The 22,219-nt window shown below is 65.1% G+C and carries 21 protein-coding genes and 1 tRNA gene; 13 read left to right on the top strand and 9 right to left on the bottom strand.

From position 1 onward, the window contains the following. Window positions 1–3: 3 nt before the first annotated feature. The 8 genes from EIP75_RS03815 to EIP75_RS03780 all read left to right on the top strand — a co-directional run bounded on the left by EIP75_RS03815 (window position 4) and on the right by EIP75_RS03780 (window position 8,838). Window positions 4–705 carry an ABC transporter ATP-binding protein gene (locus EIP75_RS03815; protein ID WP_125241898.1) on the top strand — a complete coding sequence of 234 codons (702 nt, stop codon included), beginning with the start codon at window positions 4–6 and terminating at the stop codon, window positions 703–705. Window positions 706–1,021: 316 nt separating this feature from the next. Next, window positions 1,022–3,115: a 3-hydroxyacyl-CoA dehydrogenase NAD-binding domain-containing protein gene (locus EIP75_RS03810; protein WP_125241897.1), complete on the top strand. Its 2,094-nt coding sequence runs from the start codon at window positions 1,022–1,024 to the stop codon at window positions 3,113–3,115. A 146-nt stretch (window positions 3,116–3,261) separates the two neighbouring features. Beyond that, the gene (locus tag EIP75_RS03805) at window positions 3,262–5,193 is read left to right on the top strand and encodes an acyl-CoA dehydrogenase (protein ID WP_125241896.1); all 1,932 of its coding nucleotides are present in this window, start codon (window positions 3,262–3,264) and stop codon (window positions 5,191–5,193) included. 22 nt (window positions 5,194–5,215) lie between these two features. Further along, a complete protein-coding gene (locus EIP75_RS03800) occupies window positions 5,216–5,497 on the top strand; it encodes a Dabb family protein (protein ID WP_125241895.1) in 282 nt (93 codons plus the stop codon). A gap of 15 nt (window positions 5,498–5,512) precedes the next feature. After that, window positions 5,513–6,313 (top strand): SDR family oxidoreductase, encoded by an 801-nt coding sequence (locus EIP75_RS03795; RefSeq protein ID WP_125241894.1) that lies wholly within the window; start codon window positions 5,513–5,515, stop codon window positions 6,311–6,313. A gap of 25 nt (window positions 6,314–6,338) precedes the next feature. After that, window positions 6,339–6,806 (top strand): PaaI family thioesterase, encoded by a 468-nt coding sequence (locus EIP75_RS03790; protein WP_125241893.1) that lies wholly within the window; start codon window positions 6,339–6,341, stop codon window positions 6,804–6,806. A 47-nt stretch (window positions 6,807–6,853) separates the two neighbouring features. Then, window positions 6,854–7,882, top strand: a complete 1,029-nt coding sequence (locus EIP75_RS03785; RefSeq protein ID WP_125241892.1) for an NADP-dependent oxidoreductase — start codon at window positions 6,854–6,856, stop codon at window positions 7,880–7,882. Window positions 7,883–7,914: 32 nt separating this feature from the next. Further along, the gene (locus EIP75_RS03780) at window positions 7,915–8,838 is read left to right on the top strand and encodes an SDR family oxidoreductase (RefSeq protein ID WP_125241891.1); all 924 of its coding nucleotides are present in this window, start codon (window positions 7,915–7,917) and stop codon (window positions 8,836–8,838) included. Between the two features lie 27 nt (window positions 8,839–8,865). On the opposite strand, the gene rapZ is transcribed toward EIP75_RS03780, so the two are convergent. From rapZ to EIP75_RS03765, 3 genes are read right to left on the bottom strand one after another with little or no spacing between them, the layout of a single operon-like run. After that, entirely contained in the window at window positions 8,866–9,786 is a 921-nt protein-coding gene (gene rapZ / locus EIP75_RS03775) for an RNase adapter RapZ (RefSeq protein ID WP_125241890.1), read from the bottom strand. 58 nt (window positions 9,787–9,844) lie between these two features. Further along, window positions 9,845–11,593, bottom strand: a complete 1,749-nt coding sequence (gene recN, locus EIP75_RS03770) for a DNA repair protein RecN (RefSeq protein WP_199758480.1) — start codon at window positions 11,591–11,593, stop codon at window positions 9,845–9,847. Next, a complete protein-coding gene (locus EIP75_RS03765) occupies window positions 11,593–12,483 on the bottom strand; it encodes an NAD kinase (RefSeq protein WP_199758488.1) in 891 nt (296 codons plus the stop codon). The genes recN and EIP75_RS03765 overlap by 1 nt, the downstream gene beginning before the upstream one ends. A gap of 66 nt (window positions 12,484–12,549) precedes the next feature. Between EIP75_RS03765 and hrcA the strand changes: the two genes are divergently transcribed. The 4 genes from hrcA (at window position 12,550) to EIP75_RS03745 (ending at window position 15,719) form a co-directional block, all read left to right on the top strand. Beyond that, complete coding sequence (gene hrcA, locus EIP75_RS03760) at window positions 12,550–13,572, top strand: heat-inducible transcriptional repressor HrcA (protein ID WP_125241887.1); 1,023 nt, start codon at window positions 12,550–12,552, stop codon at window positions 13,570–13,572. Between the two features lie 179 nt (window positions 13,573–13,751). Then, the gene (locus EIP75_RS03755) at window positions 13,752–14,723 is read left to right on the top strand and encodes an MBL fold metallo-hydrolase (RefSeq protein ID WP_158622734.1); all 972 of its coding nucleotides are present in this window, start codon (window positions 13,752–13,754) and stop codon (window positions 14,721–14,723) included. A 7-nt stretch (window positions 14,724–14,730) separates the two neighbouring features. Next, window positions 14,731–15,612, top strand: a complete 882-nt coding sequence (locus EIP75_RS03750; RefSeq protein ID WP_125241885.1) for a LysR family transcriptional regulator — start codon at window positions 14,731–14,733, stop codon at window positions 15,610–15,612. Window positions 15,613–15,642: 30 nt separating this feature from the next. Then, window positions 15,643–15,719 (top strand) — tRNA-Ile (locus EIP75_RS03745). Between the two features lie 623 nt (window positions 15,720–16,342). Here EIP75_RS03745 and EIP75_RS03740 read toward each other — a convergent pair. The 5 genes from EIP75_RS03740 to EIP75_RS03720 form a co-directional block, all read right to left on the bottom strand. Beyond that, window positions 16,343–17,188, bottom strand: coding sequence for a hypothetical protein (locus EIP75_RS03740; RefSeq protein ID WP_125241884.1), 846 nt, complete (start codon window positions 17,186–17,188; stop codon window positions 16,343–16,345). Between the two features lie 256 nt (window positions 17,189–17,444). After that, window positions 17,445–17,879, bottom strand: coding sequence for a hypothetical protein (locus EIP75_RS03735; RefSeq protein WP_125241883.1), 435 nt, complete (start codon window positions 17,877–17,879; stop codon window positions 17,445–17,447). 15 nt (window positions 17,880–17,894) lie between these two features. Then, complete coding sequence (locus EIP75_RS03730; protein ID WP_125241882.1) at window positions 17,895–18,146, bottom strand: hypothetical protein; 252 nt, start codon at window positions 18,144–18,146, stop codon at window positions 17,895–17,897. Between the two features lie 143 nt (window positions 18,147–18,289). After that, on the bottom strand, window positions 18,290–18,568 hold the full coding sequence (locus tag EIP75_RS24030) for a hypothetical protein (protein WP_158622733.1): 279 nt from the start codon (window positions 18,566–18,568) through the stop codon (window positions 18,290–18,292). A gap of 24 nt (window positions 18,569–18,592) precedes the next feature. Continuing rightward, entirely contained in the window at window positions 18,593–19,363 is a 771-nt protein-coding gene (locus tag EIP75_RS03720) for a hypothetical protein (RefSeq protein WP_125241880.1), read from the bottom strand. A 401-nt stretch (window positions 19,364–19,764) separates the two neighbouring features. On the opposite strand from EIP75_RS03720, the gene EIP75_RS03715 reads away from it, so the two are divergent. Further along, a complete protein-coding gene (locus EIP75_RS03715; protein ID WP_125241879.1) occupies window positions 19,765–20,475 on the top strand; it encodes a hypothetical protein in 711 nt (236 codons plus the stop codon). Here the strand turns inward: EIP75_RS03715 and EIP75_RS03710 are convergent. Next, on the bottom strand, window positions 20,438–22,057 hold the full coding sequence (locus tag EIP75_RS03710) for a hypothetical protein (protein WP_125241878.1): 1,620 nt from the start codon (window positions 22,055–22,057) through the stop codon (window positions 20,438–20,440). The genes EIP75_RS03715 and EIP75_RS03710 overlap by 38 nt on opposite strands. Between the last annotated feature and the right edge of the window lie 162 nt (window positions 22,058–22,219).

Here is a 22,219-nt window from a genome sequence, read left to right as displayed (position 1 = left end):
CCCATGCTTGCCATCAAAGACCTGCACGCCTTCTACGGCAAGAGCCACATCCTCCACGGCGTGAGCATGGAGGTGAAACCCGGCGAGATCGTCAGCCTGCTGGGCCGCAACGGCTCGGGCCGCTCCACCACCATCAAGACCATCATGGGCCTGGTCGACGGCCAGGGCTCGATCGAGTGGAACCAGCACAAGCTGCTGGGCGAGAAGACCTACGACATCGCCCGCCTGGGCCTGGGCTACGTGCCCGAGAGCCGCGACGTGTTCCCCAAGCTCACGGTCGAGCAGAACCTGCTGCTGGGCCAGAAGCCCGGCGCCAAGGGCAAGAAGGGCCGCTGGAGCATGGACGACATGTACCAGATGTTCCCGCGGCTGAAAGAGCGCCGCCACACCGAGGCCGGCGTGATGTCTGGCGGCGAGCAGCAGATGCTCACGCTGTGCCGCACCTTGATGGGCGACCCGGACCTGATCATGATCGACGAGCCCACCGAGGGCCTGGCGCCCAAGATCGTCGAACTGGTGGCCGAGTACCTGAAAGAGCTCAAGCGGCGCGGCCTGGCCGTGCTGCTGGTGGAGCAGAAGCTCACCATTGCGCTCGACATCTCCGAGCGCTGCTACGTGATGGGCCACGGGCGCATGGTGTTCGACGGCACGCCGCAGGCCTTGCGGGCCGACGACTACATCCGCCGCGAATGGCTGGAGGTCTGAGCCTTCAGCAGGCTCGGCAGCGAGCCGGTATCTGATCAAGGGCGCGCGTCGCCCTTGATCCGCTGTGCGGGCCGACGTGAACGCTTGCTGAATCACGTCCGCCAAACCCGGTAGGCCGGCTCAGAAGCAGATAGGGGTTTGCCCTGGTTTGTCCTCTGTGGACATTCAACCATTGCAGAAGCTCTGTCACAATAAGCCAGGTTCTTACAATGACCATTGTCAGAATTGGCGCCGACAGGGTCAACCCATCCGGCGTACCATTTTCCGCGGCGCCGACCGGCGCTCCCAGACACCCCGATCTGCCAAAGAAACAGCCATGAGCACTTCCTACAACGTCACCGACGGCGTGGCCGTCATCACGCTGGAAAACCCACCCGTCAACGGCCTGGGCCAGAGCACCCGCGCGGGCATCGTCGATGGCATCGCCAAGGCCAATGCGGACGCCGCCGTGAAGGCCGTGGTCATCACGGGTTCGGGCAAGGTGTTCTGCGGTGGCGCGGACATCAAGGAGTTCGGATCGCCCAAGGCCGGCGCCGAACCCAACCTGCACGTGGTGATCGACACGGTCGAGAAGTCGGCCAAGCCCGTCGTGGCGGCCATCCATGGCGTGGCCATGGGCGGGGGCCTGGAGCTGGCCCTGGGCTGCCACTACCGCGTGGTGGTCCCCGGCGCGCAGATCGCGCTGCCCGAGGTGAACATCGGCATCGTGCCGGGCGCTGGCGGCACGCAGCGCCTGCCGCGCGTGCTGGGCGTTGAAACGGCCCTGCAGATGATCACCACCGGCGCCTCGGTGCCCAGCGAGAAGCTGGCCAAGGCCCCCGGCCAGAAGCTGTTCGACCGCGTGATCGAGGGCGATCTGGTGCCCGGCGCCATTGCCTTCGCCAAGGAGTTCGCCGACGCCCGCCCGCTGCCTTCCGTGCGAGACCTGACCGTGGCGGCACCCGCCGATGCCGAGGCCTTCACCAAGGCCCGTGCCGAGCTGGCCAAGAGCCGCCGCGGCCTGGAAGCGCCGCAGCGCTGTGTCGATTGCGTCGAGGCTTCCGTCAAGCTCGACCTGGATGCCGGCATCAAGTTCGAGCGCGAGGTGTTCGAGAAGCTGGTCACCAGTGACCAGGCCCGTGCGCTGCGCCACGCCTTCTTCGGCGAGCGTGCTGCCAGCAAGATCCCCGATGTGCCTGAAAGCACGCCCCTGCGCAAGATCGAGCGCCTGGCCGTGATCGGCGCCGGCACCATGGGCGGCGGCATCACAATGAACTTCCTCAATGCCGGCGTGCCCGTCACCCTGCTGGAAATGAAGCAGGAAGCCCTCGACCGCGGCGTGGCCACCATCCGCAAGAACTACGAAGCGCAGGTGTCCAAGGGCAAGCTGGCGCAAGACAAGTACGAGCAGCGCATGAGCCTGCTGACCACCACCCTGAGCTACGACGACATCGCCCAGGCCGACATGGTCATCGAGGCCGTGTTCGAAGACTTCGGCGTCAAGTCGCAGGTCTTCACCAAGCTCGATGCGGTGATGAAGCAAGGCGCCATCCTGGCGTCCAACACCTCCACGCTGGATGTCGACAAGATCGCTGAAGTGACGAAGCGCCCGGCGGATGTCGTGGGCCTGCACTTCTTCAGCCCGGCCAACGTGATGCGCCTGCTGGAAGTGGTGCGCAGCAAGCACACCGCCAAGGACGTGATGGCCACCGTGATGGCCGTGGCCAAGAAGATCAAGAAGGTCGCCGTGGTCTCCGGCGTGTGCGACGGCTTCATCGGCAACCGCATGATCGAGCAGTACAGCCGCCAGGCCGGCTTCCTGCTGGATGAAGGCGCCACGCCGCAGCAGGTCGACAAGGCCGTCGAGAAGTGGGGCATGGCCATGGGCCCGTTCCGCATGGGCGATCTGGCCGGCAACGACATCGGCTGGGCCATCCGCAAGCGCCGCTACACCGAGAAGCCCGACATGCGCTACAGCGCCACGGCCGACAAGCTGTGCGAGCTGGGCCGTTTCGGCCAGAAGACCGGCGCCGGCTGGTACGACTACGAAGCCGGCAAGCGCGAGCCGATCCCCTCGCCGGTGGTCGAAGAGATGCTGGCCAAGCACCGTGCCGACAAGGGCATCACGCCGCGCCAGATCAGCGATGAAGAGATCGTCGGCCGCCTGATCCTGGCCCTGGCCAACGAAGGCGCCTACATCCTCGAGGAAGGCATCGCCTCGCGCGCCTCCGACATCGACATGGTCTACCTGACGGGCTACGGCTTCCCCGTGTTCCGCGGCGGCCCGATGTTCTATGCCGATACCCTGGGCCTGAAAACGGTGGTCGAGACGATGAAGAAGTTCCAGCAGAACCCGCTGGACGATGCCAAGGGCTGGGAGCCGGCGCCGCTGCTGTCCAAGCTCGCGGCCGAAGGCAAGTCGTTCAACTGAAGACCCACCACACCGTGAGCGTTTGAGCCACATACGCTGACACCAGGCAGCCCAGCACGAGCCATCCGCGCGCGCTGGGCTTTTTTCCGACCCGCCCAGGCTGTTCCGTACAACGGAACGGTGCTGGGCGCACGATGCGCCACACCATGACCCACCGCGCCACCATCGACTTCCTGCTGCACGACTGGCTGCACGCCGATGCCCTGTGCGACCGCGAGCGCCACACCGACCACAGCCGCGAAACTTTTGATGCCGTGCTCGACTTGAGCGAGAAGCTGGCCAACGAGCAGTTCGCGCCCCTTAACCGCCTGATCGACATCCATGAGCCCGAGTTCGACGGCGTGGCCGTCAAGCTCCCAGCCGAGACGCCCGTGGCCTTGAAAGCCTTTGGCGAGGCCGGCCTGGTGGGCGCCAGCAAGGATGTGGAGCTGGGGGGCATGCAGCTGCCCACGGTCGTCGAGATCGCCTCGATGAGCTTTTTCTACAAGGCCAGCGTGGGCCTGGCGGCCTACCCGATGCTCACGCGCGGCAACGCCAACACCATCGTGGCGCACGGCACCCCAACGCAGATCGAAACCTTCGCCAAGCCGGGCCTGGAGGGCCGCACTTTCGGCACCATGTGCCTGAGCGAGCCGCAGGCTGGCTCCAGCCTGTCGGACATCAACACGCGCGCCGTGCCCGATGTGAACGGCGATGGCAGCGGCACCGACTGGGCGCAGGACCCGCTGGGCCAGCGCTACCGCCTCAAGGGCAACAAGATGTGGATCTCGGGCGGCGAGCACGAGATGGGNCGCTACCGCCTCAAGGGCAACAAGATGTGGATCTCGGGCGGCGAGCACGAGATGGGCGAGAACATCGTGCACCTGGTGCTGGCCAAGATCCCCGGTGAGGACGGCAAGCCCGTGCCGGGCGTGAAGGGCATCTCGCTGTTCATCGTGCCGCGCAAGCTGGTCAAGGCCGATGGCAGCATCAGCGATCAGCGCAACGACGTGGCACTGGCGGGCCTGAACCACAAGCTGGGCTACCGCGGCACCGTCAACACGCTGCTGAATTTCGGCGAGGGCAAGTTCCCGGTGAACGGCCAGCCCGGCGCCGTGGGCTACCTGATCGGCAAGCAGGGCGAGGGCCTCAAGTGCATGTTCACGCTGATGAATGAAGCGCGCATCGGCGTGGGCCTGGGCGCGACCATGCTGGGCTACGCCGGCTACGAGGCCTCGCTGAACTACGCGAAAGAACGCCCGCAAGGCCGCCACATGGGCGCCGGCGGCAAGGACCACAGCGCGCCGCAGATCCCCATCATCGAGCACACCGATGTCAAGCGCATGCTGCTGATGCAGAAGGCCGTGGTCGAAGGCGGCCTGGCCCTGGGCCTGCTGTGCTCGCAACTGGTCGATGACGAGCTGACCGGCTCCAGTGAACAGGGCGAGAACGCCCGCCTGTTGCTGGAGCTGCTCACCCCGATTGCCAAGAGCTGGCCCAGCGAATGGGCGCAGGAGGCCAACAGCCAGGCCATCCAGATCCTGGGCGGCTACGGCTACACGCGCGATTTCCCGGTGGAGCAGTACTGGCGCGACAACCGCCTGAACATGATCCACGAAGGCACGCACGGCATCCAGGGCCTGGACCTGCTGGGCCGCAAGGTGGTGATGAACGGCGGCAAGGCCCTGAGCGTGCTGGCCGAGCGCATCAGCCAGACCATCCAGAAGGCGGGCCACGTGCCGGGCCTGGCCGAGCATGGCACCGCGCTGGCGCAGGCCCTGCAGAAGGTGGGCGCCACCACCAAGGCCGCCTGGTCCACCGGCGTGCCCGAAGAAGCCCTGGCCAACGCCACGCCTTACCTGCAGGCCTTCGGCCACACCGTGCTGGCGTGGATCTGGCTGGAGCTGGCGCTGGCCGCCAAGGCTGCCCAAGCCGAAGGCGAGTGGGACCAGCGCCCTGAAGGCCCCGGCTTCCTGCAAGGCAAGCTGGCCGCCGCTGACTACTTCTTCGCCTACGAGCTGCCCAAGATCGACGCCTGGCTGGGCGTGGTCTCGCGCCGCGACCTGACCTGCGCCAAGGCCCAGGCCGACTGGTTCTGAACACACGCTCCAAGGAATCGACATGCTCCGACACATCGTGATGTGGACGCTCAAGCGCCCCGAAGACGCGCCCAAGGTCAAGGCCCTGCTGGACAGCTGCAAGACCCTGGTGCCCGGCATCCATGAGTTCGACATCGGCATCAAGACCGAAGGGCTCGACGCCAACTGCGACGTGGTGCTGGTGTCCACCTTCGTGGATGCCGAGGCGCTCGACGCCTACCAGCCGCACCCGCACCACCAGGAGGTGGTCAAGCAGATCCGCGAGATGGCCTCGACCCGCCACGTGCTGGACTACACCGTTTGACAAGGACTTTTTGAGATGAGCAATACCCCCCGCAAGGTTCAGCAACTGTTCGACCTGACCGGCCGCGTGGCCCTGGTCACCGGTGGCTCGCGTGGCCTGGGCCTGCAGATGGCCCACGCCCTGGGCGAGGCTGGCGCCAAGGTGGTGATCAGTTCGCGCAAGGCGGCCGATCTGGAGCAGGCCGTGATGGCGCTGCAGGACGCCGGCATCGATGCCCGCTGGGTGGCGGCCGACGCCGGCAACCCCGCCGACATCGAACGCCTGGTCGGTGAAACGCTGGAGCGCATGGGCGATGTGGACATCCTTGTCAACAACGCCGGCGCCACCTGGGGCGCCCCCGCGCAGGACCACCCGCTGGAGGCCTGGGACAAGGTGATGAACCTCAACGTGCGGGGCTACTTCCTGCTGTCGCAGGCCATCGCCAAGCGCAGCATGATCGCGCGCAAGAAGGGCCGCATCATCAACGTCGCCTCCATCGCCGGCCTGGGCGGCAACCCGCCCTTCATGCAGACCATCGCCTACAACACCAGCAAGGGGGCGGTCGTGAACTTCACGCGGGCGCTGGCCTGCGAGTGGGGCCAACTGGGCATCAACGTCAACGCCATCGCGCCGGGCTTCTTTCCGAGCAAGATGACTGCGGGCCTGCTGGGCGCTGTGGGCGAAGACAACATCGCCAAGCACGCACCGCTGCTGCGCGTGGGCGATGACGAGGATCTGAAAGGCGCCACCGTGCTGCTGGCGTCTGACGCCGGCAAGCACATCACCGGCCAGATCCTGGCGGTCGATGGCGGCGTGAGCGCCTGCACCGGCGGCTGACCACGCTGAGACAAGGCACACCACCATGTCCATCCCCTTCGCCGTCAACATCCCCTTCGTGAACGTGCTGGGCGCCGAGCTGCAGCGCTATGAAGGTGGCCAGGCCGAGCTGACCCTGCAGCTGCGCGAGGACGCGCACACCAATTCCTTCGGCGTGGCCCACGGCGGTGTGCTGATGACCCTGCTCGATGTGGTCATGGCGCACGCGGCGCGCAGCATCCACCGCCACCTGCCCGATGGCGGGCCGGGCCTGGTCACGCTGGAGATGAAGACCAGCTTCATGCGTCCCGGCCTGGGCCTGCTCACCGCCCACGGCAGCATCCTGCACAGCACCGCCAAGCTGGCCTTCTGCGAAGGCCGCGTCATCGGCGGTGACGGCGAGCTGTGCGCCCACGCCACCGCCACCTTCAAGTTCCTGCGCGCCTTGCCCATCTCGGGCAAGGAGGCGCGCCCCGCGGCCAAGCCGATCCTGCAAGGCCCCGGCTCCGATTGATCAGGGATCAAGCCGAACGAACAACCCATCGCTTAGGAGAACACCCCATGAGCCAGATCAACCGCCAGATCCAATTGGTCTCTCGCCCCCAAGGCGAGGCCACCACCGACAACTTTAAGCTGGTCGAGGTGCCCGTGCCTTCGCAGGCCGAGCTGGCCGATGGCCAGGTGGTGGTGCGCCACCACTTCCTCTCGCTCGACCCGTACATGCGCGGCCGCATGAACGACAGCCGCAGCTATGCCGAGCCACAACCGCTGAACAGCGTGATGATCGGCGGCACCGTGGGCGAGGTCGTCGCCAGCAAGCACCCCAAGTTCGCCGTGGGTGACCAGGTGCTGGGCATGGGCGGCTGGCAGGAGTATTCGGTGGTCGATGCCAACGTGCGCGGCGCCATCCACAAGGTCGACACCACCCACATCCCGCTGTCGGCCTACCTGGGCTCGGTGGGCATGCCGGGTGTCACGGGCTGGTATGGCCTGGTCAAGATCATCAACCCGAAGGAAGGCGAGACCGTGGTGGTCAGCGCCGCCAGCGGTGCCGTGGGCAGCGTGGTCGGCCAGCTGGCCAAGGCCCGTGGCTGCCGCGTGGTGGGCGTGGCCGGCGGTGCCGACAAGTGCCGCTACGTGGTGGAAGAGCTGGGTTTCGACGCCTGCGTGGACTACAAGCAGCACAACGACCCCAAGAGCTTCTACGCCGCCTTGAAGGAGGCCACGCCCAAGGGCATCGACGGCTATTTCGAGAACGTGGGCGGCATGATCCTGGACGCCGTGATGCTGCGCATGAACGCCTTCGGCCGCATCGCCGTGTGCGGGATGATCGCCGGCTACGACGGGCAGTCGCTGCCGCTGGCCAACCCGGCCATGATCCTGGTGTCGCGCCTGAAGATCGAAGGCTTCATCGTGAGCGAGCACCCCGAGGTGTGGCCCGATGCCACGAAGGAGCTGGGCGGCATGGTCGCCAGCGGCAAGATGAAGCTCCGCGAGTCCGTGGCCGATGGCATCGCCAGCGCCCCCGAGGCCTTCCTGGGCCTGCTCAAGGGCAAGAACTTCGGCAAGCAACTGGTCAAGCTGAGCTGACCACCCACTGTTCACGAGAAGGAACGCATTCCATGTCCACACTGGAACTCAAAGCTGGCCGCACGGCCGTGATCACCGGCGCTGGCAGCGGCTTCGGCCTGGAGCTGGCCCGCCTGGGCGCTTCGCGCGGCATGAACCTGGTCCTGACCGATGTGCAGGCCGACGCACTGGAAGCCGCCGTGGCCGAACTGAGCCAGACCGGCGCCAAGGTGGTGTCGCTGCGCGGTGATGTCTCGCGTGCCGAAGACGTGCAGGCCCTGGCCGACCTGTGCCTGGAGCGCTTCGGCGTGCCGCACCTGCTGGTCAACAACGCCGGCGTGGCGCATGGCGGCCTGATCTGGGAGCACACCCAGCGTGATTGGGAATGGGTGCTGGGCGTGAACCTGTTCGGCGTGATCCACGGCGTGCGCATCTTCACGCCGCTGATGCTGGAGGCCGCGCGCAAGGATCCGTCATGGACGGGCCACATCGTCAACGTGGCCTCGATGGCCGGCCTGCTCAACGCGCCCAACATGGGCGCCTACAACGTGAGCAAGCACGCCGTGGTCAGCCTGAGCGAAACGCTCTACCAGGACCTGGCCCTGGTGACCGAGCAGGTCAGCGCCTCGGTGCTGTGCCCGTACTTCGTGCCCACCGGCATCCACCAGTCGCACCGCAACCGCCCTGAAGAGCTGCGCAGCGATGCCCAACCCACCGCCAGCCAGATGATCGCGCAGGTGATGAGCAGCAAGGCGGTCACGTCTGGCAGGCTCACGGCCACCGACGTGGCCAACCTGGTGTTCAAGGGCGTGGAAGACCGCCAGTTCTACCTGTACACCCACCCGCAGGCCCTGGCCATGGTGCAGACGCGCCTGGAAGACGTGGTGCAGGTGCGCAACCCGACGGACCCCTTCGTGGGCAAGCCGGAGATCGGCGAGCAGCTCAAGAAGGCGTTGCGCGAAGCTGCGGCGCGTTGATGCGCAGGTGGCGCGGGCAGGGGGGGCTCAGCGCCCGTCCTGCTCGCGGTGGCGGGCCAGCACCACGTTGCGGCCCGCGAAGCGCTGGGTGAGCTGCTCCACGCAGTACACCGAGCGGTGCTGCCCGCCGGTGCAGCCGATGGCCACGGTCACGTAGCTGCGCTGGTCGTTTTCCAGCGCGGGCAGCCAGCGCAGCAGGAAGGCCTCGATCTGGGCGATCAGCTCGCCGGCCTCGGGCTGCTCGCGCAGGTAGTCGATCACCGGCTGGTCGCGCCCCGTCAAGGGCTTGAGCTCCTTGATGTAGTGCGGGTTGGGCAGCATGCGCGAATCGAACACGAAGTCCGCATCCAGCGGCACGCCGTTCTTGTACGCGAAAGACTGGAACACCAGGGTCAGCCTTGAAGGCAGGGCCTGCACGGTGTGGCGCACCCACATGCGCAGTTGTGCCGGCCGAAGCAAGGTGGTGTCGATGATGGCGGAGCGCTCGCGCAGCGGCTCCAGCAGCTCGCGTTCCAGTTCGATGGTGTCCAGCAGGGCCTGGGCCGAGTCGTCGTCCAGCGGCATGGCGGCGGTGTCGGCGCTGGCATCCCGCAGCGAGGCCAGCGGGTGAGGGCGGCGCGTTTCAGAGAAGCGCCGCAGCAGCGCCTCGTTGCTGGCGTCCAGGAACAAGGGGCGCACCACGGTGCCTTCGGTGCGCAGGTTGTCCAGCACAGGCAACAGGTAGGGCAGGGACTTGGCGCTGCGCGCGTCCACGGCCACGGCCAGGCGGCGGGTGCGTCCTTCGTCTTCGCTGGCGCGCTGGCGCTCCAGGGTGAGCAGCTGCGTCAGCAGCTCCGGCGGCAGGTTGTCCACGCAGTAGTAGCCGGCGTCCTCCAGCGCATTGAGCGCCACAGACTTGCCCGAGCCGGACATGCCGGTCAGCACGATGATGTCGAGCGCGGCGCTCATGGACGGGCCTCCGCCTGGCAAGCTGTGGCGCGAGCGCCTTCGGGCGGCCGGACGGCGCTCATGCCGCTTTCCGAGGCTTGCCGCCTTTGCCTGCGGGCGTGGCAGCGGCCTGGACCTTCGCTGCGGCCTCATGCGCTTGCGCCAGCATGGCCTGTGCATGCGCGCGGCTGGTGTCGGTGATGCTGCCGCCCAGCATGCGGGCCACTTCCTGCACGCGCGTGTCGCCGTCCACGGGCCGGATGTCGCTGGTGGTCTGCTTGCCTTGCAGCGCCTTGCTCACCACCAGGTGGTGGTGGGCGCTGGCGGCCACTTGCGCCAGGTGGGTCACGGCCAGCACCTGGCGGCCTTCGCCCAGTTGCTGCATCAGGCGGCCCACGGTGTCGGCCACCTGGCCGCCCACGCCGGAATCGATCTCGTCGAAGATCAATGTATCGACCTGCTCATCAAGGCCGGCCTGCTGCGAGGTGGTCACGGCAATGGCCAGGGCCAGGCGCGACAGCTCGCCACCCGAGGCCACCTTGCCCAGCGGCCGCGGTGTGCTGCCGGCGTGGCCGGCCACCAAAAATTCGGCCGACTCAAGGCCATAGGCCTGGGGCTCGGGCTGTGCCGTGAGGGCCACCTCGAAGCGGCCACCGGCCATGCCCAGGGCCTGCATGGCCTGGGTGACGCTGGCCGCCAGCTGCGGCGCGGCCTTGGCACGCTGGCGCGACACGCCCTGCGCCACCTTCAGCCAGGCCGCATGCGCCTTGTCGGCTTCGCGGGCCAGGCCGTCGATGTCGGCCGCGGCGTCCAGTTCGGCCAGCTCGGCCTTCCAGGCCAGCAGGGTGCCGGGCAGTTCATCGGCGGTTTTGCGGAAGCGCCGCGCCAGGCCCATCCAGGTGGACAGGCGGGTGTCCAGTTCGCCCAGGCGATCAGGGTCCAGCTCGGTGTGGCGCAGCGCGGCGTTCAGGCTGTGGGCGGCGTCCTGCAACTGGGCCTGGGCACCGCGCAGCACCTCCAGCGCATCGGCCAGGTTCTGCTCCACGCCGGCCACGTCTTCCAGCGCGTGGATGGCGCGAGAGGTCAGGCTGTCGGCGCTGTCATCGGCTTCAGACACCGCATTCAAGGCCAGCTGGGCCGCGTCCAGGATGGCCTGGCCGTGCGCCAGGCGCTGGTGTTCGGCGTTCAGCTCGGGCCACTCGTCGGCACCGGGGTTGAGCTTGTCCAGCTCGGTGATCTGCCATTGCAGGCGCTCGCGTTCGCTGTCCAGGCTGGCCTGGCGGGCCTTGGCCTCATCCAGGCGGCGCTGGGCCTCGCGTCGGGTGCTCCAGGCGGCCTGCAGCGCGGCGGTGTCCACACCGGCCTGGGCATCCACCAGGGCGCGCACCGAGTCGGCGCGGGTCAGGCTCTGCCAGGCGTGCTGGCCGTGGATGTCGACCAGGTGCTCGCCCAGTTCACGCAGCTGGGCCACGGTGGCGGGGCTGCCGTTGATCCACGCGCGGCTCTTGCCTTGTGCGTCGACCACGCGGCGCAGCAGCAGGGCTGGTTGTTCGTCGTCGATGGCGTCGAAGCCGGCTTCTTCCAGCCACGGGGCCAGGCGCGCGATCAGCACGCTGGAGGGCTCGAACTCGGCGGTGATGTCGGCACGGGCCGCGCCTTCGCGCACCACGCCCGCATCGCTGCGGCTGCCCAGGGCCAGTTGCAGGGCATCGATCAGGATGGACTTGCCCGCGCCGGTCTCGCCGGTCAGGGCCGTGAAGCCGGCGCCCAGATCAACTTCCAGGGACGTGACGATCACGAAATCCCGCAAGGTCAGGCGGCGCAGCATCAACTCACTCCTTCGTTCCAGCGCAGCTTGCGGCGCAAGGTGGCGTAATAGTTCCAGCCCTTGGGGTGCAGGAAGCGCACCCGGTGGGCCGAGCGGCGCACCGTCACGCGGTCGCCGGGCAGCAGGCTGGCCAGGCTCTGCATGTCGAAGTTCATGCTCGCGTCCTTGGCCGCCACGATCTCGATGGTGATGGTGCCTGAATCGGGCACCACGATGGGCCGGTTCGACAGCGTGTGCGAGGCGATCGGCACCACCACCCAGCCGCCCAGGCCGGGGTGCATGATGGGGCCGCCGGCCGACAGCGAATACGCGGTCGAGCCGGTGGGCGAGGCCACGATCAGGCCGTCTGCGCGGTAGTTGGCCACGAACTGGCCATCGACCTCGGCGCGCAGCTCCACCATGCTGGCGGTGGCACCACGGCTTACCACCACCTCGTTGATGGCGAAGCCCTCGTAGATGGTATCGACGCCGCCATCGCGGTTGGGGCGCAGCACGGCGCCGGCCAGCATGGCGCGCTTTTCTTCCTCGTACTGGCCGCTGAGCATCAAGGGCAGCGCGGTCGCCATTTCCTTGTGCTGGATGTCGGTGATGAAGCCCAGGCGGCCCTGGTTGATGCCGATCAGCGGGATGTCAAAAGGCGCCAGCTCGCGCGCGGTGGCCAGCATGGTGCCGTCGCCGCCCAGCACCACGGCCACATCGCACTGCTTGCCGATGTCCTGCACCGACAGGGCGGGGTAGTCGGTCATACCCGTGTTCTGCGCGGTTTCAAGCTCCAGCGAGACATCCAGCCCGGCGCGCACCAGCAGGTGGGCGACATCTTCCAGAACAGGCCGGATGCCGCGTGCGTGGTACTTGCCCACCAGGGCGGCATGACGGAAGCGGCAGGGCAATTGGGGCATGTCTGGAATTACACCACAGGGCCATGACGGCACGGCGACGCTCTAGAATGAAACGACATGCTGGAAGACCGCGCCAAACTTCTCCTGAAAACCCTGGTCGAGCGATACATCGCCGACGGGCAGCCCGTGGGGTCGCGCACCCTCTCACGTGCCTCGGGCCTGGACCTGTCTGCCGCCACCATCCGCAACGTGATGGCCGACCTGGAAGAGCTGGGCCTGATCGTCAGCCCGCACACCTCGGCGGGCCGGGTGCCCACGCCGCGCGGCTACCGGCTGTTCGTGGACACCATGCTCACGGCCTCGCGCGGCCGCCAGTTCGATGACCTGTCATCGGGCAGCCACCAGCAACTGCAGCCCGACCAGCCCCAGCGCGTGATCACCAACGCGGCGCAGATGCTGTCCAGCCTGTCGCAGTTCGTCGGCGTGGTCACGTCGCCGCGCAAGGCCAGCGCCTTCCGCCATGTCGAGTTCTTGCGGCTGGGCGAGCGCCGCGTGCTGGTCATCCTGGTCTCGCCCGATGGCGATGTGCAGAACCGCGTCATCTTCACCGCGCAGGATGTCAACCAGAGCCAGCTGGTCGAGGCCAGCAACATCCTCAACACCCATTACTCGGGCCTGACCATCGAGCAGATGCGCGAGCGTCTGCGGCAGGAGGTCGACGCCCTGCGCGCCGACATCGCTTCGCTGATGAGCGCGGCCGTGCAGGCCGGCAGCGAGGCCATGGACGAGAACACCGACCAGGTGGTGGTGTCCGGCGAGCGCAACCTGCTGCAGGTGCAGGATTTCAGCAATGACCTGGGGTCGCTGCGCCGCCTGTTCGACCTGTTCGAGCAGAAGACCCAGCTGATGCGCCTGCTCGACGGCTCCAGCCGCGCCGAGGGCGTGCAGATCTACATCGGCGGCGAAAGCCAGGTGGTGCCCTACGAGGAGCTGTCCGTCGTGTCGGCGCCTTACCAAATCAACGGCCAGGTGGTCGGCACGCTGGGCGTGATCGGCCCCACCCGCATGGCCTACGACCGCATGATCGAGATCGTGGACGTCACGTCCCGTCTGGTCAGCAACGTGCTTAGCCAGAAATAAGCTTTTCACGGGTTCTCCGCCCTGGCATGGCACTGGCTTGTTCTTGGTATAGGTATTTCTATAAAATATAGCAAGAAAATACGATTTTACTTATCGATGTGGTTTGCCTATCGTGAGGCGCTCTCTACAACATCCAAGGCGCATCGATGACCAAGACCACATCCCTTAGGCCCCCACACTTGCTGTGGAAACGCGCAGGCTGGGCCGTGCTGGGCCTGATCTTGCTGCTGGCGCTGGGCTGTGGCCTGATCAGCGCCGGGGATCACAAGCTGCCGGTAGGCCCCGAGCTCGCCGGCTTGGCCACCTTCCCCGCTGCACAGCCGCCGCAGGGCCTGGCCTTCACCACCTTGCAGACCTCGCAATCCAATGGCGCGGCCGAGGCCCTGATCGTGGCCGGTGGCCGCTGGTGGGTGCACCGCCGGCCCGTGCAGGTGGCCGTGCTGGTGCGCCACCCCAAGGGGCAGTTGCTGTTCGACACCGGCCTGGGCCGCCAGGTGGATGCGCAGTTCGCCGGCAACAACCTGTTCCACCGCCAGGTGTTCGCTTACGAGCGCGGCGGCAGGCTGCCGGTGGCGGATCAATTGCAGCGCCAGGGTTGGCCGCTCAAGGACATCAAGATGATCGTGCCTTCGCACATGCACTGGGACCACATCAGCGGCCTGCCGGATTTTCCGGACGCCGAGGTGTGGGCCACGCCCGCTGAGCGTGAAGAGGCAGGGCATGCCCATGCGCCCGCCTTCCTGCGCAGCCAGTTCGACGGCGTGAAGCACTGGCGCGAGTTGCGCTTCGAAGGCCCGCCTGTGCTGGGCTTCGCGCACAGCCACGATGTGTTCGGCGATGGCAGCGTGCTGCTGCTGCCGCTGGGCGGCCACACGGCGGGGCAGGTGGGCATGCTGCTGAGCCTGCCTTCCGGCCAGTGCTACCTGTTCACGGGTGATGTGACCTGGGCGATCGAGGGCTTCCACAAGCCGGCCGATCGATCATGGCTGCTGCGCCGCATCCTGCCGCTGGACCATGACCCCGCTGCCAACCAGGCTGCCATCGTGCACATCCATCAGTTGATGAAGCGCCACCCCGGCATCACCGTGGTGCCGGCACATGACGAGAACGTGCTCAAGTCCCTGCCGCATTTCCCTGAGTTGAGGAACTGACCAATAGATGAACCTGCGCAACCTGCGTTACTTCTGCGCCGCCTACGAGGTGCGCACCACCGTGGGCGCGGCGCGGCAGTGCCATGTCACGCAGCCGGTGATCTCCAACGCCATCGCCCAGCTGGAAGAAGAACTGGGCGCTCAGCTGTTCACGCGCCAGCAGCGTGGCCTGCTGCCCACCGCGGCGGCGCAGCGCCTGTACCGCCTGGGCGGCAAACTGCTGGCCGATGCCGAGGCGCTGGTGGAGACCTTCCAGGATGCGGCCAGCCATCCGCGGCTGAGCCTGCGCGTGCACCCATCGATGAACATCGAGCACGTGGGGCGCCTGTTGCGCCATCTGCGGCGCGAGCTGGCGCAGCTGCAGGTGTCCGTGCACAGCGAGGATGCGGGCGGGGCTGGTGCGTTGGGAGAGCCCGTCGATGCCGAACTGGTGGCCGACACCTGCGTGCCCTCGGGCCATGCCTTCGTGCCGCTGTGGGATGAGCAGTACGCGCTGGTGGTGCCGCCCGATCACCCGTTGGCCATCCGCGAGGCGGTGGCCTTGCAGGATCTGCATGGCGTGGCCTTCGTGGAGCGCACGCACTGCGAATTGGCCGCCCACTGGCATGCGGGCATGGATGCGCTGCAGGTGGTGCCCGATGTGCGGGCCCGTGTGCGCAGCGAGGAATGGGCGCTGGGGCTGGTGGCCGCCGGGGTTGGCGTGACGATTGCACCGCTGCATTTGGCGCGCCGGCGTGATGACGTGGTGGTGCGGGTGGATGTGCCCGAGCTGCAGGCTGCCAGGCGGCGGGTGGGGCTGGCTCACGCCGGCCGTGCCGACGGCACCTTGGCCGAGGTGTTGCGCGTGTGCGAAGCCTGGGTGGCCGGGGGCGTGCTGGCGGCGCTGTGAGGGGCCTTAGAATGGCGGGCTGTGTTCAGGGGGCCATTAGCTCAGTTGGTTAGAGCAGAGGACTCATAATCCTTTGGTCGTTGGTTCAAGTCCAACATGGCCTACCAATTATTCATCGATCAGGGGCCCGGAAAGCTGTCAAATTAAGCATGGTTTATACTTTATTCGCCTATGCCTTAATCCGGTTGTATAAGGAGGCGGGGCATCAGGGCTTGGGCGTGCAGCCCGCAAGTAAATAGAGCGGCAGTGCCGCTCTTTTTTCGTTGGAAGTTAGTCCGCCAAACCAAAGGCCTCACCCTCAGTGTCGCTTTTTCTATCTCAAGGGGAAATTTTGCTTCCAAATAATTTTGGCTCCGAGTAAAGAAATAGCAATGCTCTGTTTTGTCGGAAGCCGGACGGGTACCGCTTAAATTAATGAATTTTTCAGTGTTTGGATTGCCAAGTTGATGAGCCGCGGCCGTAGACCCAAGAAAATGGCGGAATGCTATCGTCCAAGATAAGGCCGCTGGCGAAGATTCCCTGGCCAACAGCGTGGATGCAAGAGTAAACGTGATTCAAAGTTCTTCCCAGATTTGATTTGTTAGGTTCAACACTAGTAGGCTGCAGCGCTTTTGAGGCTCTCGGCTAGGTCACATGCCTTGTCAAAGACCTTGCTGGCGTGGCTCTTGCGCCACCCTTTGGCGGCAACAATGGCTTAGCTGCCTTTGTTGTTCGTCGTCGGCCCAGCTGTCTACTTCAGCGTCACATACAGCAGGGCGATGAGCCCCAATATGCCTATGAGGATTCGGAATGCCCGGTCCTTTCCAGGCCTGGGCTCGGGTTTCCCAAGGAAGTAAATAGCAGCCTGAAGCTCTGCACCGCCCACCAGCAGGATGAACAGTGCACTCAGAACCATCCCAAAGACAGGCCACATGCTCTCACCAGCGCTGGCGTCGGAAAGCAGAAGTGGCAAGGCACCTGCAGCAACAAGCATCACGTGGTGAGAGAAGCTGAGGACCGGAATCGCAATCATCTTCGCTAAGCACCTTATCGGTGGCCATCCAGTCAGGCAGGCGCATAACGCAGCAATCATAAGTCCGGTCGAAACGACGTATGGCTTTACCTTCAACAGGAGGCTGAGAACAAAGTCGCTCGTTGAAACGTCGCCACCATGCCAATGCTCAATACAAAGAATAAGCAAAGTGACCACGAATCCAACCATGATGGGCTCAAAGAAGGTTTCAAGCGCCTCTTCATGATTTCTAAGAAACTCCTCTATGCGCTTTGCGCGCGGTTTCGTGCGGATGCGCTCGACAACCGACCACTGCAATATGAAATGGAGGCATGGCGATGAGTCTGCTTGTGAAGCTTCGTAGGCTGATTGCTCAGCACTACGACCTTGCGTGGAACCAGGCGACTGGACTGTTCCTTCTTGCGGCTGGTGCTGTGGCCTCTGCTGCTTTGTGTGAGATTGAGTTTGGACCTTTGCGGTCTGATTCTTACCTGCGCGCTTTCTTGTCATTGGGTGCGATGCTTCTTTCGGTGTAATGTGGCTTTGCGAGAGGTCTGCGATGTGAGCTCCGTTGCGGATGCTCATGACGAAGCTACGTCGCGTTCGGCGAGAGTGACGCAGAGGCAAGAGGCCAAAGCCGCGTCTCGACCAAAGGATGGCAGGCTTATTGGCTAGACACCGTAGAACTTGCAGGCAATAAGCGCGGAGACTTCTAGAAGAATCCGATTCCTATTGGATATTCGGACTGTACGTAGTCGAGCAGACTTGGCGTCACATCGATGCTCAACTTGCAAGAGGGGGGAGGTGCTGCAGACGTCTTCTGCAATCACAGCGCCCTCTGCTAGCTCTTTGAGGGCACCAACTGAAGGGCGAGCATTTCGAGGCTGTCGCCGCCTCGATAGTCGGCTGGGTCAACCTTGATTTCTGGGCCGAAGTCGTACTTCTTCCAGGTCGCGGCTATGAGTTCCCTGAAGGCAATCTTGCCCTCGAACTGTCCTCTGACATCCTTGAAGTTGTAGTCCACGAGTTGCCCGGTGATGGGGCTCTGGCCGCCGTGCTTTGGGTTGCTCTCGGTTGTCTCAAGATAGTCGGTGGCTGCCGTCATGTAGGTGCTCACTGCCGACTTCAGGGCGAAGTTTCCGTTGAGCTTTGATGCCAGCCATTCCTTGTCCGCGGCGTTCAGGCTGCCGGTGACGGCAAGCTTGCCGTCGACCACGGTCATGTCCCACGAAGCCTTGACCAGGTCAGGGCGCTCCCGGGCGATGGACTTCTGCACTTTGGCAAGTTGCTCCTAGATGGTCACGAGGCTGGTGTTGGCCGCGTGCATGGGAAGCTGGCGGTGGTTCAGCGCTACGGTGTAGTCGAACTCTTCCTGCTCCTTGGCGGACCTCAAAACTTCGAATTGCGGCTCGACGCTGTCGTCGAAGGTCAGTCCGACTGAGCCCGCGCCTTCATAGGCTCGTTGCGCGGCCGCTAGCTGTTCGCCGGTAAGCGGTTGCCTGTCAGTCGTCCGGAACCGTGGGTAAGAGGGTGAAATCGGCATGGCGCGGCGTCCTTCCCATGTTTATATCTTGGTGTCATTTACGGTCATCTGGGGCGGGTCTTGAGCGCCATCTCACCAGAGGTCGCAATGAGGTGATTGGAGCCGGCAGATGGGATTGTCCAGGTTGCTTGTACCGCCACGACTCAGATTGGAAGGGGCGTGAGCCGGTTTGCATGCATGTGCTCTGTCCAAATGGCGCTTCTGCTTAAATAGAGAGCATCGAAAAGACAAGTGAAATCAAGCACTTGGATACGCCAGTCAAGTTTGGCCAACCATGGTTTATCAGGGTGGCTGAGTTGAGCAAAGCTGCTGTCATCCGCAGGACCGGCTTCCCCACCACCAAGACCTTCCGCCTCAAGCCTGAGGCTGAGGATTGGGGGCGCATCACCGAAGGCGAGATGGTGCGGGGCATGTTGCAGCAAGGCTCGTTCTTGCCGTGTGGCCCTCTAAGCGGAAGGCCGGCGTCCTGCTAATTTGATTTGGCCCTCCAGTTCGGCTCTACAGTCGGGCTGATTGACATAGCGCTCCAGCGTAGCAAGCAGGACCGGAGCATCAATGTTGTAGACAGAGCTCATGACAACGAAGTCCGCGCCCAACCAGTCCCTGGAGGACGCCATTGCCTTATGCACCTTAGGAAGGTAGGTCTCAGGGGTGGCTGTGACAGCCTCTTGGTTGAACCAGAGGAAGACAGCTTGATTGCCGTGGACCTCGCCAGCGGACATGTGCCTGATGGCGTCCCAAGGCACGAGCGCTTTGCCACTACGCCGCCCAAGAGCAAACCCTTCGGGCTCGAACTGAATGAATTCAGCAGGCAACAGTCCTGTCAGCAGGGCGACGAGCAAGATTGCTCCCATGCCGACGATGAGCCACGCGATGGCGCGGAAGACCATGTCGTTCTGCTTGCCGCACAGGACAAAGATGGTACCAACAACCAGAAGGCCCACGCTCATTTGAGCCAGTCGAGTTCTAGACGGACGGATTGGTACGCCTCCCACCGCTTTCACGGATATGCGAGCCAGCTTCTTAAGCCGAAACTTGCGCCGGATGATGTGGATGTTGATGAGCAAGGCTGAGCCAAACATGGCCAACATGACCATGCTCTCGCGAAAGTCCGTGCGAATGAACAGCAGCGGAAGCACTGTGAAAAACACCGAAATGGCCAGCAAGAACCATTCGCCAATGGTCACCTTGCTCGACTTGTCCTTGGGGTCAGGCATGTATTCCTATGTGGGAAAGTCAGTGGCTGCCGGATAAGCGATGTGAATCACCAGTAGCCAAAGCGCTTCGTCAGGCAGCCGATTCGTCTGCAGTGATTTTCGCCCGTCTCTACCTGCTTGTTGGCCATGAGAGCGAGCTCTGTCTGCGTCGGTCGTGTTCGAAGTTCCAAGAAGTACTGAGCCTTGAATGAGATGGCCACCAAGTTACCAGCGTTTGGAGGCACATCTGAGCCCGCAAAGGCGACCATGGAGGCACGGTCCCCCTGAGCTCAGGCGCCAAGTCGCGGAGAGGTGTTTCAGACATAGGCTGCGCCGCGGCGTAAGCGTTCTAAACTTCCATGCTTCGTCGAGGATGTGGATGCCATCGTGCCTCCTGCTTTCCGGACGGTTCACTTGAAGTCATGAAGTTCCTCCGCAGCAGTTCCGGTTCGGCCATGGGCGATCTCTCCCTGTCCGGACACCCTGATCTTTCCTGGCTCAACGCCGGCCGCTACCTCGCGGTCCTGCTCTTGTTGTCCTCCTATCCACTGTCGTTCGTCATCCCGGCCACCTGGGGTTGGGAAAACGGCGTGCTCGAGAACCTGCAGGTCGTGGTGCTGCTGGGCGGCCTGCTGACCAGCATCGTCTTCAGTCAGAAAGGCCGCCACCGGGACTCACAGCGTGTGGCCCTGGGCGCCATGCTGATATGGACGGTCGCCGCGGCGCGAGAGTTGAGCTGGGGTGCCGTCTTCCTGACACCCACGGCGATGACGGAGACAGGCCCGGCCTTCTCGGCCAGGTTGCTGCCCTACCACGGCCTGGTCGACACGCTGGTGGTGCTGGCGGTGCTGGCCAGCGTGCTGCTGTTTGTGCTGGGGCGACTCTTCGGCTTGTTGATTCAGCAGGTGCGCCAGGGCAGCTTCCCTTGCGTCGAGGCGGGCCTCATGATCCTGGCCGCTTTGGGATCGACCTATGCCGAAGGCCATCTGCACGTGGCAGGCCACCTCAACCTGCCGGAAGTGCAGTGCCAGGTGATCGAAGAGTTCTGTGAGCTCGTGGCCTACGTGGCGTTGTACCTGGCGCAGGCCAGGTTCTTCATGACGCCGCGGGCACGCGCACGGCTTTACCGCTGAAGCGCCGACGTTTGAGCGCACGCTTGATCGAGGCCACCACCCCGCGCAGCAAGCCCAGCCCGGCCACAAAGGGCAGGGCGGTGCGGGGCCGGTAGCCCACGCCCCAGAACCCGCCATGGCAGGCGCCTTGCGCGATCAGGTCCAGCGGGTGGGCCGAGGGTGCGCTGGCGTGGTCGGTCTCGTTGCCGGTGCGCAGATCATGCACCCACAGGGCGGCCATCAGCGCCGTGGTGGTCTCGGGCTGGAACACCTCGACGCCGAACACATCCGCCGCGCGGTAGCCCGCCGCGATGGCCCGGTTGCTCAGCACGGATGAGGTCTCGGTGGGCGGCGCCACGTTGAGGGACACCTGATGCCCTGATGCGCGGGCCACCAGGCCACGCCACTGCTGAAGGCGCTTGGCCAGTGCATAGTTGGGCCCTTGTTGGATCACCAGCCCGTCCACCACCGCGTACTTGGCGTTGGTCGGCGTCTGCACCAGCGCGTCGATGTTGGGCTGGAAGAAGCGCTTGCCCGTGAAGAGCGACAGCTGGGCCTGCAGCACCTTGGACAGCCAGGGGCGATTGCGGAAGTTGTCCATCGAGGCGGCGGCCGTGGACTGCGGGATGGCGTACACATCCGTGGGCGTGGCCATGAACGCGAGCGTCGAATCCTGGTGGTCATGGCAGGCCACGGCCTGGATCACGTCCATCGCGGCGGCCAGGCGCACATGCCGCTCGCCGTCGGCATAGGCGTGGGCGGCGACGTCGAGCGGGCCCTTGAAGCCGCGTATCCAGGTGGTGATCTGCGGCAGCTCCTTGAGCAGGTCGGCGCCGGCGCGCGCTGTCCAGTCTGCCGAGGGGTTGGACGCCATCAGCGGCACATGGACCACCGAGTTGCCCCCTTCCACGATGGCAGCGATGCGCTTCCACGCCTCGGGACGAGGCAGGTCCACCGCGACGATGTTGGCGTGCCAGCGGGAGAGCGTCCTCAAGGGCCCGGCCTCGCTGGCGGCCCCCAGCAGCACCAGCGTCCTGTCCGACAGGTCGAACCATTGCGGGTTGTCGACGCAGCGGATGAGGGCCTGCGCCGCGCTCGCTTCGATGATGCCCCGCACCGCCCACGCCCGCGCCTGCTCGGCCAAGGCCTGGCCACACAGCAGCTTGCCCTTGTACGGGATCGCCAAGGGGTGTGAGATTTCGGCGGGGCCATGTCGGCCAGTGAGCGTCCTGGTCTCGAACGCGGGTGTGGCGCGCGGCGTGGGCTTATGGGTCAGCTGTGCCACCATCGCACTCAAAGGGATGTCCTGCCCCTCGACAGCCCAGCACAGGGCGTCCATGGCGGCGTCCAGGCCACGACGGGCACTGGGAACGGCCTGGTCCGGCTGGCTCAGCGCGCCTTGCACCAGCTGCCGGAAATAGCCGGGGTAGTTCAGGCGCCATTGCGCCTCGCCCTGCACCTGGGCAGCGGCCTGGGCATCGAGCGGGCCCAGGGCGGCGGCCAGCACCTTCCTGGCGGTGGACGTCGAGGTGCGAAGCTGGCTGCCTTCGCCCATGGGGAACACGACGCCCGTTTCCGTGGCCTGGGTGCGTTGATGGCTCAAGGGGTGATCCCGGATGCTGTGGAGGACGCGATTCTAGGCAATTAATGCACAAGTGTGCATAAATCACCCTGCGGGCCGGTTTGTTATGGATGGTGTGCCATGAGGCTTGTTAAGGCAGATGGCACCTATGCTTGTGCACCGCACATTGAACCCAGCCGGCGC

The sequence above is a fragment of the Aquabacterium soli genome, assembly GCF_003933735.1.
GTDB lineage: Bacteria > Pseudomonadota > Gammaproteobacteria > Burkholderiales > Burkholderiaceae_C > Aquabacterium > Aquabacterium soli.
This window is presented reverse-complemented; position numbering and strand designations above follow the sequence as displayed.

Excerpts from the sequence above, each read along its gene's own strand:
- EIP75_RS03810 (WP_125241897.1), top strand. The coding sequence starts at position 1,022 with ATGAGCACTTCCTACAACGTCACCGACGGCGTGGCCGTCATCACGCTG.
- EIP75_RS03815 (WP_125241898.1), top strand. The coding sequence starts at position 4 with ATGCTTGCCATCAAAGACCTGCACGCCTTCTACGGCAAGAGCCACATC.
- EIP75_RS03750 (WP_125241885.1), top strand. The coding sequence starts at position 14,731 with ATGAACCTGCGCAACCTGCGTTACTTCTGCGCCGCCTACGAGGTGCGC.
- rapZ (WP_125241890.1), bottom strand. The coding sequence starts at position 9,786 with ATGAGCGCCGCGCTCGACATCATCGTGCTGACCGGCATGTCCGGCTCG.
- EIP75_RS03790 (WP_125241893.1), top strand. The coding sequence starts at position 6,339 with ATGTCCATCCCCTTCGCCGTCAACATCCCCTTCGTGAACGTGCTGGGC.
- EIP75_RS03780 (WP_125241891.1), top strand. The coding sequence starts at position 7,915 with ATGTCCACACTGGAACTCAAAGCTGGCCGCACGGCCGTGATCACCGGC.
- EIP75_RS03785 (WP_125241892.1), top strand. The coding sequence starts at position 6,854 with ATGAGCCAGATCAACCGCCAGATCCAATTGGTCTCTCGCCCCCAAGGC.
- recN (WP_199758480.1), bottom strand. The coding sequence starts at position 11,593 with ATGCTGCGCCGCCTGACCTTGCGGGATTTCGTGATCGTCACGTCCCTG.
- EIP75_RS03730 (WP_125241882.1), bottom strand. The coding sequence starts at position 18,146 with ATGCCGATTTCACCCTCTTACCCACGGTTCCGGACGACTGACAGGCAA.
- EIP75_RS03720 (WP_125241880.1), bottom strand. The coding sequence starts at position 19,363 with ATGCCTGACCCCAAGGACAAGTCGAGCAAGGTGACCATTGGCGAATGG.
- EIP75_RS03715 (WP_125241879.1), top strand. The coding sequence starts at position 19,765 with ATGAAGTTCCTCCGCAGCAGTTCCGGTTCGGCCATGGGCGATCTCTCC.
- EIP75_RS03800 (WP_125241895.1), top strand. The coding sequence starts at position 5,216 with ATGCTCCGACACATCGTGATGTGGACGCTCAAGCGCCCCGAAGACGCG.
- EIP75_RS03740 (WP_125241884.1), bottom strand. The coding sequence starts at position 17,188 with ATGAGCATCCGCAACGGAGCTCACATCGCAGACCTCTCGCAAAGCCAC.
- EIP75_RS03795 (WP_125241894.1), top strand. The coding sequence starts at position 5,513 with ATGAGCAATACCCCCCGCAAGGTTCAGCAACTGTTCGACCTGACCGGC.
- hrcA (WP_125241887.1), top strand. The coding sequence starts at position 12,550 with ATGCTGGAAGACCGCGCCAAACTTCTCCTGAAAACCCTGGTCGAGCGA.